Origin of the sequence: Sphaerochaeta sp. (assembly GCF_050256055.1) — a bacterium.
GTDB lineage: Bacteria > Spirochaetota > Spirochaetia > Sphaerochaetales > Sphaerochaetaceae > Sphaerochaeta.
Window position 1 is genome coordinate 25807 of the sequence record NZ_JBFWIJ010000032.1, and the last position, 11571, is coordinate 37377.

At 48.8% G+C, this 11571-nt stretch carries 11 protein-coding genes; 10 read left to right on the top strand and 1 reads right to left on the bottom strand.

The window, feature by feature from the left end; translation table 11 throughout:
- Window positions 1–174 precede the first annotated feature (174 nt).
- The 10 genes from AB7C91_RS11850 to AB7C91_RS11895 all read left to right on the top strand — a co-directional run bounded on the left by AB7C91_RS11850 (window position 175) and on the right by AB7C91_RS11895 (window position 11275).
- Complete coding sequence (locus AB7C91_RS11850; protein ID WP_428591713.1) at window positions 175–507, top strand: transcriptional regulator; 333 nt, start codon at window positions 175–177, stop codon at window positions 505–507.
- A 397-nt stretch (window positions 508–904) separates the two neighbouring features.
- A complete protein-coding gene (locus AB7C91_RS11855; RefSeq protein WP_428591716.1) occupies window positions 905–2020 on the top strand; it encodes a hypothetical protein in 1116 nt (371 codons plus the stop codon).
- A 381-nt stretch (window positions 2021–2401) separates the two neighbouring features.
- Complete coding sequence (locus AB7C91_RS11860; RefSeq protein WP_332448303.1) at window positions 2402–3424, top strand: LacI family DNA-binding transcriptional regulator; 1023 nt, start codon at window positions 2402–2404, stop codon at window positions 3422–3424.
- Between the two features lie 33 nt (window positions 3425–3457).
- Entirely contained in the window at window positions 3458–4837 is a 1380-nt protein-coding gene (locus AB7C91_RS11865; RefSeq protein WP_332448302.1) for a sugar ABC transporter substrate-binding protein, read from the top strand.
- Between the two features lie 127 nt (window positions 4838–4964).
- Window positions 4965–5906 carry a sugar ABC transporter permease gene (locus AB7C91_RS11870; RefSeq protein WP_332448301.1) on the top strand — a complete coding sequence of 314 codons (942 nt, stop codon included), beginning with the start codon at window positions 4965–4967 and terminating at the stop codon, window positions 5904–5906.
- On the top strand, window positions 5906–6775 hold the full coding sequence (locus AB7C91_RS11875) for a carbohydrate ABC transporter permease (RefSeq protein ID WP_332448300.1): 870 nt from the start codon (window positions 5906–5908) through the stop codon (window positions 6773–6775). The genes AB7C91_RS11870 and AB7C91_RS11875 overlap by 1 nt, the downstream gene beginning before the upstream one ends.
- Window positions 6772–8274 carry a xylulokinase gene (locus tag AB7C91_RS11880; RefSeq protein WP_332448299.1) on the top strand — a complete coding sequence of 501 codons (1503 nt, stop codon included), beginning with the start codon at window positions 6772–6774 and terminating at the stop codon, window positions 8272–8274. The genes AB7C91_RS11875 and AB7C91_RS11880 overlap by 4 nt, the downstream gene beginning before the upstream one ends.
- The gene (locus tag AB7C91_RS11885) at window positions 8271–9266 is read left to right on the top strand and encodes a zinc-dependent alcohol dehydrogenase family protein (RefSeq protein WP_428591722.1); all 996 of its coding nucleotides are present in this window, start codon (window positions 8271–8273) and stop codon (window positions 9264–9266) included. Before AB7C91_RS11880 ends, AB7C91_RS11885 begins: the two co-directional genes overlap by 4 nt.
- Window positions 9267–9314: 48 nt before the next feature.
- Window positions 9315–10103: a glucose 1-dehydrogenase gene (locus AB7C91_RS11890; RefSeq protein WP_332448297.1), complete on the top strand. Its 789-nt coding sequence runs from the start codon at window positions 9315–9317 to the stop codon at window positions 10101–10103.
- Window positions 10104–10243: 140 nt separating this feature from the next.
- A complete protein-coding gene (locus tag AB7C91_RS11895) occupies window positions 10244–11275 on the top strand; it encodes an NAD(P)-dependent alcohol dehydrogenase (RefSeq protein ID WP_332448296.1) in 1032 nt (343 codons plus the stop codon).
- 44 nt (window positions 11276–11319) lie between these two features.
- On the opposite strand, the gene AB7C91_RS11900 is transcribed toward AB7C91_RS11895, so the two are convergent.
- Window positions 11320–11571: helix-turn-helix domain-containing protein (locus tag AB7C91_RS11900; protein WP_428591725.1), on the bottom strand; the 252-nt coding region annotated here is incomplete at its 5' end.

Below are 11571 nucleotides of genomic sequence, written 5' to 3' on the forward strand. Positions count from 1 at the left end.
ACATGCAACACACGAACGATACAGGGTATCTTTCGCTTTGGATGGGCCCTTTCAGATTCTCCGATTACCTTTGGCAAGTATACGAGGCAAAGCGAAAAATGAGCAGGTATATTTTGATAAATGTGTTAAAATATTAGCGAAAAGTGTATCAAATCGAGTAATCGGGAAACCAGTATGGCCAGTACAGAAGAATTCATTGAGTTTGTGTGTTCTCAGATAGACAATGAAGGGGTGATCCGCTACCGCAAGATGTTCGGTGACTACATGGTCTATATAAACGACAAGCCGCTGTTGTTGGTATGTGACAATGTGGTGTATGTGAAGATGCTCAAGCCTCTGGAACCGGTGCTTGAAGAGGCGGATACAGGGTATCCGTATAGAGGAGCACGCCTGCACTACATCCTCGATATAGAGGACCGTCTCTTGGTGCGTACGGTTATCGATCTGCTCGAGCCCATCACCGCCGTACCGGTGAAGCGAAGGCGGAAAGGACGTGGGCATCAGTGATGCTTCAAACAGATAGCACTGAAAACATGTATTTCTTTTTGCTGAAATTTATGACATAGGACATACATTACTAATATCCAGTGAGCTAGTAATGAAATATAATTTTAAAATATTATAATAAAAGTAAAAAGCAGATAATACCTAAGTAAAATCGTGGAAAATACTACACAAAACATGTGTAGTCTTAAAAATAAATCATAAAACTTATGTCATTTGTAACGGACTGCTCTCTTCACGGATTTCTGGGTGCGATACATACTGTAATCGGTAGTATTTCTCACAGATGCCCAGAAGGAGCAAGAATATGAACCAGAAAAACAGAAGAGTTATCGTGATACTTATGTTGTTGGTACTGTTCGTGATATTTGTTGGGTGTGACATATCTGCTTATGATAGATTGCAGACTCTTACATCCTCTGAAGCGACGAGTAAAGCGAAGCCTGCACCCTCGGTCACGACTCCGCCTACCATCTATACGGGTATTGCAGGTGATGTGGTGTTCCTGGACGAAGCGGACCAAGTGGAAACTTTCTGGGATGAAGGTGCCTATGTATATCTTGCGGACCTAAACGGGGACGGGATCGTGGATCCGTCGGAGGTGGTGGATAAAGCATCGGCCACCCATGTGCAGACCGGAGTCCGGCTTGCGGGGTATTATACAAGCAACTTCACGCTTTGGGCGGGTAAAACCAATGATGCGGGCAATGTGACCATTTCCAATGATGCGGAGGGGATCACCATCACCATCGATACGAACGAAGCTGCTGATATCGGCGAGTATCATATCAATGTCTATACCGACCAGGCGGCCATTCCTGCAACTCGTCCGGCTCCTGGCCTTTCGGAGTATGTGATGGAGAATCTTGCTGCCGATACGGTTCAGATTCATCTCTCCTTCTCCGAATTGGGAGGGACGATCGACGCTCCCTACTATTTCATCATGCACACGGCACTAACCGATGATGCCGACGCAAATGCCGTTCCATCCCTTGCGGGGGAGACTGCGTATGCAGCCGGAAACAATCCTGTATTCACCGGCAAGGGTGCCTGGTATTACGTGGTCGGATATACTGCGGTTGCCTATTATGAGCCGATCATCAAGGAGCTCTCCGACGGAGGTGGCGATACGTACGGTTGGCTTGCTGAGACAGCCTATGGTGGAAACAGTGAGGGGGACACCGGTGCTGCTTGGTGGTTCTATATTGATGCTTCGGATCCTGCATATAATGAGTCCACGGTGCATCATATCTATGCAGGCCAACACCTGGTGGAGGGTGCATACCTGACGTATGCGAAGCAACAAGGGAAGTTGAGTATCGTACTCGGTGAGAACATGGTGCTTCAGAATACTACCGAAGCGGTGAAGATCAATGGTTATGATGTGCTTCCCGCAAAGCGTCCCCCTTCCGGCAACTTCCCGGTCAAACTCGGCTATGGGGCTAGCCTTGAATCCATCACGGTGGGCACCCACGCATATTTGATCGTTCATCTGGATGTATGGGTACGCCCCTAGCAAGCGTCCTGAATAGTGCATTGGTTTGTAAATCTGAAAAGGAAGCTGGGATTCGCCCGGCTTCCTTTTTTGATGGGATAAGCGGCCTTCTTGCCTTTTCGTCGGTTGTTGCTGTCTGAGTCATGCATAATTTTCGTCTGTTGAAAAACCAAGAATTCTCGGTGTGACGAAGTACCGCGTGTAACGATTAACTCATTAATTTAATCGTTTAAATCATTTTTTAGAACATAAGAAATTTCATGTTAAATTTGACTAATTTAAGCCAGTAAAAAATTGCTAATTCCTTTCAATATATTTTTTTGTTGACAATACTCTGAAACGGGTTTAGGTTTTTTATATAGGGAAAACCGTTTAACTTTTTGTTAATTTTGGAGGAAAGGATTGGCCGTTTCAATCAAAGAGGTAGCGAAGCTTGCCGGGGTGTCTGTGGCTACCGTATCCAATGTATTGAACAATACAAAAAACGTCAGGGAAGAAACCAAGAAGAAGGTTGAGACTGCGGTAAGGCAGCTCAATTATCAGATTAATCCGCTGGCCAGGAATTTTCGGAAAGGCCAGAGCAAGATCGTGGGATTTGTGGTTTCCGACCTCTCGAACTATTTCTTCCAATACATAGCCATTGGTTTGGAACGGAGCCTTGCGGCATATGGATACCGGATAGCCTTGATGGATTGCAAGGAAAGGAAGGAGCTGGAAATTGAGAATGTGAAGGATTTGCTTGCTTCATCCGTAGACGGTCTGGTGATCGCCACCACCGGTGAGGATTGTTGCTACCTGCAGCTGGTTCTTGAGAACCACGATGTCCCGGTGGTGTTTGTGGATCGCAAACCCTTCGGCTACAAAAGCGATATGGTGCTGTCACTCAATACCGAGGGTGCCTATCTTGGGGTGAAGTATCTGATTCAGAAAGGGCACAAGAAGATAGGGTTTTTGACCAGCCGCAATGACTCGACCATGGCCGAACGTATTGAAGGATATCGCCAGGCTCATCTTGAGGCGGGTTTGAAAGTGAACGAGAACTATATAAAAACCGGGGATAATGCGGTTTCCCTTTCCCAAAGCCAGCTTTTGCACGGCATTTCCTATACACAGACCAAGGAACTGGTGGAGGGTGGGGAAGTAACGGCCATCTTCGCTGGCAATAATCTGTCTTCAATCGGTGTCTATAATTATTTGCGCGAGGCGAATATCAAGGTTCCTGAAGAAATGGCGTTCATGACATTTGACGATTCATTCTGGCTTTCGATGACCACACCGAGCATTTCTGCCGTTGAACAGGATCCTGACATGATCGGTTCGGTGGCTGGGCAATTGATATACGAAAGGATTGCGGAAAAGGATGCACAACAACCGGATAGGGTTGTCCGCATTCCTACTCGATTGGTTCTGCGTCACAGTGTGTAAGAAATTTCATTAATTTTCAAAAAGGAGGAAATTATGAAAAAGAGAACGAAGTTGGTATTGGCGCTTTCTCTGGTGATGCTGGTCTCAGCATCGATGGTGTTTGCCCAAGGTACTGCTGAAGGTGCAAAGGGAGCTGCAGGTCCCGTGACGATCAACGTGGCCTTGGCGAACAACCCATTGTCACAGGCTCTGGCAAATTATGCCCAGAAGTATTACAAAGCCGATGGAGTGACCGTCAACATCTCGGTGCTTCCGGAAAACGATCTGCGTCAGAAATTGACGACCGGTGCCGCTACCAAGGACAGTACCTACGATATTATCTATATCGGTCCGTACGAAGCACAGACTTGGGCGAAAAACGGCTGGTTGGAGAATCTGAAACCGTACTTTGACAAGATGACTGCAGACCAGAAGAAGTGGTACGACTATAACGACCTGATCAAAGGTATGTTGGATTCCGTATCGCTTGATGGAGTGCCGTATGGTGTTCCATTCTATGGCGAATCATCCTTCCTCATGTACAACAAGGATTTGTTTGCGAAGGCCGGTTTGACGATGCCCGAGGAACCCACATGGCAGCAAGTGTATGAATTTGCCAAGAAGATCAATGATCCGGCTCATGGAATTGTTGGTATGACCATGCGTGGAGCTCCCGGTTGGGGCATGAGCGGTGCTCCGTTCACCACGATGATCAATGCATTCGGCGGCCAATTCTATGACATGAACTGGAATGCCACCATCGATACGCCGCAGGTCCGCAATGCTTGGATGATGTATAAGAAAATCCTCCGGGAAGCAGGCCAGAAGGATATTTTGAGCTATACATACAACGAATGTATCGCCCTTATGTCCAGTGGAAAATGCGGAATGTATTATGATGCCACCTCCCTGGCTCCTCCGCTTGAAGCCAGCGACAGCGCAGTCAAGGGTCATATCGGATATGTCATGGCGCCCCATGATGTCTTGAAGAAGAATACCGCATGGCTGTGGAACTGGACCATGTGTATCAATCCCAACATTACTGCGGACAGAAAGCAGGCGGCATTCGACTTCATCCTGTGGGCAACCAGTAAGGATTATGTAGCCCTTACATTGCGGGAAGATCCTTCTTGTGGAACAACCCCGAGTGCAAACCGCTACAGCACGTATGATCTCCCCGAGTACGCCAAGGCTCCGTATGCCGCAATTACTTTGAAGACACTCCAAAATCTTGATTTCACCAAACCTACGCTCAATCCCGCTCCGTATGTAGGATTGCAGTACATGGCGATTCCTGAATTTGCTGATATTGGAACGGCAATGACTGAGTATCTGGCCGACTATGTGGTGGATAAGATCAGTCTTGATGAAGCCATCAGCAAGACCCAGGCTGTATTCAACCAGGCTGCAATTGATGGAAATTATCGGAAATAAGAGAGTCCTCATGTAGTTGGGATTCTGTCTATCATCCGTCCGGCGGATATTCCGCCGGACATGTCTATTCATTTTTGCCGAGCAAAGGCGTTCGTCGATAGGAATATGTTCGATCATTGGGGTGCATATGGAAAAACAACATGCCGTTCTATTGAAACCGGGAGAGTCGACAAGCAAGAAGTCTGCCATGCCTCCCAGGAATAGACCGCTTCGGGAACATACAGACTACCGTTATCTGATTCCAGGAATTGTGTTTGTTGCCATCATGACGCAAGTTCCGTTTGCGATTACCATCATATATTCGTGTGTCAAATGGAATCTCTCGCGTCCTGATATTGCCGTAACATTTGCGGGATTCGCAAATTTTTGGTTCTTCCTGAAAAGTCCGGAATTCTGGGAAGTCCTGTGGCAAACCGTACTGATAACCGGCGTATCACTTGGACTCTGTACGATCATAGGGTTTTTGATGGCTTTATTGCTTGACAATGAAGTTCCCTTCATCAATGTGGCAAGAACCCTGATTCTTGGTCCGTTTTTTGTGATGTCCACCGCCAGTGGTGTCATCTGGAAAACCACGATATTCAATACTACGTTCGGGTGGTATGGGGTGTTGGCACAAAAGCTCCACTTCACTCCGGTCGACTGGATCAGTTATCACCCTGTCGGGGTGATCATCCTTTTGTTTGTTTGGCAGTGGATGCCTTTCTTTGTCCTCATTCTGCTGGCAGGTCTGCAGGGTATCTCCAGGGATTTGATTGACTGCATGCATCTGGATGGCGTCAATTGGCTGCAGGGAACCTTCTTGATCAAATTACCTTTGATTTCCAATCAGGTCCGAGTTGCCATTATGTTGGGACTGGTATTTATCATCAAGGAATTTGGCCTGATTCTGGTGACCACCAACGGAGGACCGGGAAAAAGCAGCTACACCTTGCCCTTCTATGTCTACTACCAGACTGTATATGCCAACCAGATCGGAAGAGCCGGTGCATTGGCTGTGATGACCGTTGCGTTGACGCTGATCCTTATCAGAATGCTGTACAGCCAAATCCAGAAAAGGAGTGTCTGATGATGCAGGAACGAACCATTACACAAATTCAGCGCTCCATGCGCCTGAAGAAAATCCTAAAGAAAACCATTTTGGCTTTGATTATTTATTGTATTGCTCTCACCTATTTCTTCCCAATCCTGTATATGTTTCTCTCAGGTTTCAAAACCGAACAACAGGCAGTGAAACCTGCGTTATTGTTTCAACCGACCTTGCAGACATATCAGAAAGTGCTCTCTGATCCCACGATGGTACAGTATCTGAAGAACTCGGTGCTCCAAGTTGTTCTGGGAACCGGCATAAGTCTGCTGCTCGGCATTCCTGCGGCGTTTGCCCTGGTTTTCGGGAAATTGAAAAAGAAGGACAGTGCGGGGAAAATCTATCTTTGGTTCATCACCACAATCTTGTTGCCTCCGGTCGCTGTGTTGATTCCCTTGTTCATTACGTATCAAAAGCTGAATTTGAAAAACAATCCCTTGGGTTTGTTGATAGCCTATATCGGGTTCAATACGCCCCTTGCCGTCTGGTTGATTCATTCATTTTTCAGTGATTTGCCCAAGGATATTTTTGAAGCCGCCCGCATCGATGGCTGTACCCGATGGCAACAAATGGTCATCATGGCCATTCCACTTGCCAGAACCGGGATCATCAGCGCTGGCTTGATCATTGCCGTGCAAATCTGGAACGAATTCTTCCTTGCATTCAATCTCACCGGAAATCCTTCTGCAACGTTGCCGGTCTACATGTCCAGATTCCGTGAACAACAAGGCTTGTTCGTTGCCCAGTTGTCTGCGTCCTCGACCATTTCCATTCTTCCGGCCTTGATACTTGGGTGGATGAGCCAGAAGGCATTGGTGAAAGGACTGACGATGGGAGCGGTGAAGGAATGACAGAGCAGATCCTGGTCTTCGATGTCGGGACGACCAGTGTAAAGACGATTCTCTTCGACAGGGATGGGATGGAGACGGAAAGTGTCTCGATCCCTTACCCTACCGAGTATCAGCAGGACCGTGCTGAACAGGATCCAGATGATTTCTGGCACGCTGCACTAATCGGAGCCAATCGTCTTTCCCAGTCTGCAAAGGAACAGGTCGTAGCCATCGGAATCAGCGGTCACATGAATGGAGCGCTTTTCCTGGATGCCCAGGGAAACAGTGTCAGGCCGGAACTTATTCATAGTGATACTCGGAGCAAGGAAGAATGTACCTTGATTGCGAATGTTATACCTGATGCCTATCCGGTGCATGGCAACAGGATTGATGAGCATCTTTCTTTGCCGAAGATCCTATATGTCTTTCGGCACGAGCGGGATTCCTATGAGAAGACGGCATTTTTTCTCAATGCCAAGGACTATATACGGGTAAAACTTACGAACGTGGTGGGGGAAAGTGATTTCAGTGATGCCTCGCTTTCCTGTGCGATGGACATGGTCGCTCATGATTGGGACAGGGATTTGCTCCTCGATTTGGGGCTTGACCCCAAGCGTTTTCCCCTGTTGAAGAAAAGTACCGACATAGGCGGTACGCTCGCAAGGGATGTTGCCTCGATAATGGGATTGAAGGCTGGTATCCCGGTTTCGATGGGAGGTGGCGATGCAGCCTGCGCAACTCGAGGAGCAGGGGTGAAAGACAGCTCGTCCGCGTACGCTTGTCTGGGAAGCAGCGCTTGGGTCAGCACCTTGGGGAGTACTGTCGTTGCTGATGCAAAGAGGCGCTTGCAGAATTTCTTCGATCTTGACGGCCAGCATGTGAATATGTGCGGGACGGTGCAATCGAGTGGGATTGCGATTGACTGGATATTGCAGATTCTTGGGTTGGATCGCAAGGATGTGGAAGCCTTTTTAGATCAGGGTAAACCGGGGAGCAAAGGGGTTGTGTTCGCCCCCTATCTTCTGGGGGACCGCTCGCCGTTCTGGGACAGCAAGGCAAGAGGATCGTTTGTAGGACTTTCCATGCACCAAAGTCCGATGGATATTGCCCAAAGTGTCTATGAAGGCGTTGCCTTCGCGCTCAAGGATGTCCTGGAGGTGTATGGTGATCTGGGGTTTGCATATCCATCAATGACCGTCATGGGTGGGCTTGCACGCAGTCTTCCTTTTATGCACCTGCTTTCCCATGTCTTGGATCTCCCTTTGGCTTTGCATCCATATCCTACGCAAGGTTCGGGAATGGGTGCTGCGATGGCGGCAATGGTGGGAGTCGGCTTGTATCGGGATTTGGATGAGGCGATCGATCATATGGTTTTCAACAAGGATTTTTGCAACCCGGAAGAACAGAAAGCCAGTCGGTATGCCTCGTTGTTCCCCATTTTCAAAATGATATATGGGAAGGAGAAACCGATCAATGATGCATTATACGCGCTTTGGAGTAAGGAGGAACGTGCCAAATGAGAGCAATTGTAATCGAGAAGCCCGGTATGATTTCAGTACAGGAAGTACCGAAGCCGGTTGTCAATGACCATGAGGTTCTGATTCAAGTGATGTCCAGCGGCATCTGTGGTACCGATGTGCATATCTTCCACGGAGAATATCTTGGCTCCTATCCTATAATTCCCGGCCATGAATTCAGCGGGGTGGTGGAACAAGTCGGACGATCGGTAAAACGGGTCAAAGTTGGGGATCATGTGGCGGTTGAACCGAATATTGCTTGCGACAATTGTGAAAACTGTTTGGAAAACAGACAGAATTTCTGCGTCAATTGGCAGGGAGTGGGAGTCTCGATGCCCGGAGGGATGGCCGAATACGTCAAAGTCCCGGAGAAAGCCGTGTTCTCCATCGGAAATCTTCCGTTTGATGAGGGTGCTTTTTGTGAACCGTTGTCTTGTGTCCTGCACGGTATTGAGCAGACGCCCCTCAAACTGGGGGATCGGGTCCTTGTTCTGGGTGCCGGTCCGATCGGCATGTTGCTTGCAAGAACAGCAAAGATCCGGGGAGCCAGTCGCATTACACAGGTGGATAAGAATGCAAGTAGGCTCCAGATGGCCAAAGACTATGCGGCAGACGAGACCTGTACGAATCTCGATGACCTCAAGGGCCAGACTTTTGATATGGTGATCGAAGCATCCGGTTCCAAGTTCCTGCTGGAGAACAGTCTGCATTATGCCCGTGGGGGGGGCTCGGTATTGTTCTTCGGCGTTCCGAAAAACGATTTGATGATCAATCTCAACCCCTTTGAGATCTTCTCCAAAAGCCTGAAGATCATCGGGACCTATACATCTGTACGTAACTCCATGCAAGCCATCAGATTGATGGAAAGTCACCAGATTGATGTACGTCCCTTGATCAATCCTGTACTCCCCCTCGCCGATTTTGAACAGGGCGTTCACTCAATCGTAGAAGGGAAGCCAGGGGTGATGAAAGTCATGATGAAACCGCAACAATAACCGTTTGGTCATTGCAGAAATACAAGGAAGGACATCGGGAGGTATATGATGGATGAAGGAATTCTTGACAGATTCAGTCTAAAAGGGAAAACCGCGTTGGTAACCGGCGGGGCTCAGGGGATTGGACGAGGGTATGCATTTGCTCTTGGACAAGCAGGAGCCAAGGTCGCAATCGTTGACATCAATCCAGAAACAGCCGCTTCGACGGTAGAGGAATTGGAAGCGCAGGGTATCAAAGCTATGGCTTGTGCCTGTGATGTCACTGATCCAGACCAGGTGGTGGCGATGGTGAAACGTGTGGTGGATGCTTGGGGTACGTTGACCATAGCTGTGAATAATGCCGGGATGGGAATATGGAGCGATGCGCTTACCATGCCGTATGCGATGTGGCGAAAAACCATGGCGTTGAACATGGATGGCATCTTCCTCTGTGCCCGTGAAGAGGCAACGTACATGAAGCAGCAAGGATATGGGAAAATAATCAACACTGCCTCGATGAGCGCCCATATCGTCAATACCCCACAGAACCAAGTCGCCTACAATGCTTCCAAGGCGGGTGTATTGCATATGACCCGATCATTGGCCGCTGAATGGGCTCCGTTTGGGGTGCGAGTGAACTCGATCAGCCCCGGTTATACGAAAACCGAGTTGGTTGAGAAGTTGTTGGCCAGTCCGGAAGGGCAGAAGATGGAGCCACAATGGCTTCGTATGATACCGATGGGACGCATGGCGACGGTTGAGGATCTGCAGGGGGCTTGTCTCTATCTTGCTTCTCCTGCTTCGGATTATGCTACCGGAACCGACATCATTGTTGATGGTGGCTATTGTTGCTGGTAAGGCAGAAGGAACGGGGCGGGGTGTTCCTTTCAGGAATGCCTGCGACCCGAATTGTTTCGGCTTTTGGATGAGGTAAGCTCTGGTTTGCTCACCCTGATGGGTTTTGTCAGATGGCTGTCGTTGAAGCAAGGAGATGGAGTATGAAGGCATTGGTGTTGGAAGCGAAACAGAAGCTCAGCCTCCGGGAGTTTCCCATCGAGGAAACGGTGGGTCCGGATGACGTACGGATTGCAGTGAAAGCTTGTGGCATTTGTGGATCGGATATTCATTATTATACCCATGGAGCCATCGGGGAGTATGTGGTACGGGAACCCATGATACTTGGGCATGAGAGTGCCGGGGAGGTTGTGGAGATCGGCAGCAATGTCAAAGGGTTCCGGATCGGGGACAGGGTCTGCATGGAGCCCGGCATCCCTGATCTGCGGAGCAAGGAAACGCTTAGTGGGAACTATAATATCGATCCGGCGGTGCGTTTCTGGGCGACTCCCCCCATTCATGGGTGCCTGCGCCAGTCGGTGGTGCATCCTGCTATGTTTTGCATCAAGCTGCTGGATAATATGAGTTTTGCCGAAGGAGCCATGATGGAGCCTTTGGCCATCGGGATGGAGGCTGCGAAAAAGGCAAGGATCGAACCCGGGGATACAGCCTTGGTGGTGGGGTGTGGGACCATCGGCATCATGGTGGCGATCAGTGCCTTGGCCGCAGGATGTTCTACGGTGTATATAAGCGATGTGAAACAACCGAAACTCGATATCGCTGCAAGCTATCCGAACATGGTGCCGATCAATACTTCCAAGGAAAATCTGCAGGAAGTCATTTTGGAGAAGACCCAGGGGCTTGGGGTGGACAGGATATTTGAAGCCAGCGGATATGCACCGGTGTATCCGGAATTTTTCCGTTGCGCCCGCCCGGGAGGGAAGGTGGTCTTGGTGGGAATCCCGGGAGAACCGGTACTGATTGATGTTTCGTTCCTGCAAGGCCGTGGCATCAGTATTGAGACGATATTCCGCTATGTCAACGAATTTGAGAAGGCTGCGGCATTGGTCAGTGCGGGAAAGATCGATGTACGGCGTTTGATCAGCAGGACATTCCCCTTTGAGAAATCGATCGAAGCTTATGAGTATGCTGCAGCAAACCATCCTGATGTGGTGAAAGTGATGATTGCATTATAAGGGAAGTAGCTAGGGGTCTTCTCGCTGTTCAGTGGCAAATGGTTCTACCTTGCACATCCGTTTTTGGTAGTGTTGCAAAGTTCTTCCAGATAGCGTTCCAAAGGCTGTACCTGTTCTGTGATGATGTGAATCTTACCTTTGACCAAGGTGATGAAACCCTGGTCCTTGAGTTTTGCTATGGCACGATTCAACGTCTTGATGTTCATACCCAATTCCTGGCACATGTAGTCCCGGGTGGTTGATACGGGAACATCCTCTCCCACCTTTGGGGTTTCGCGAAATCGGGATAAAATATA

Bases quoted from the DNA above. Each gene is read 5' to 3' on its own strand.
- AB7C91_RS11850 (WP_428591713.1), top strand. From the start codon at position 175: ATGGCCAGTACAGAAGAATTCATTGAGTTTGTGTGTTCTCAGATAGAC.
- AB7C91_RS11865 (WP_332448302.1), top strand. From the start codon at position 3,458: ATGAAAAAGAGAACGAAGTTGGTATTGGCGCTTTCTCTGGTGATGCTG.
- AB7C91_RS11870 (WP_332448301.1), top strand. From the start codon at position 4,965: ATGGAAAAACAACATGCCGTTCTATTGAAACCGGGAGAGTCGACAAGC.
- AB7C91_RS11875 (WP_332448300.1), top strand. From the start codon at position 5,906: ATGATGCAGGAACGAACCATTACACAAATTCAGCGCTCCATGCGCCTG.
- AB7C91_RS11880 (WP_332448299.1), top strand. From the start codon at position 6,772: ATGACAGAGCAGATCCTGGTCTTCGATGTCGGGACGACCAGTGTAAAG.
- AB7C91_RS11885 (WP_428591722.1), top strand. From the start codon at position 8,271: ATGAGAGCAATTGTAATCGAGAAGCCCGGTATGATTTCAGTACAGGAA.
- AB7C91_RS11890 (WP_332448297.1), top strand. From the start codon at position 9,315: ATGGATGAAGGAATTCTTGACAGATTCAGTCTAAAAGGGAAAACCGCG.
- AB7C91_RS11895 (WP_332448296.1), top strand. From the start codon at position 10,244: ATGAAGGCATTGGTGTTGGAAGCGAAACAGAAGCTCAGCCTCCGGGAG.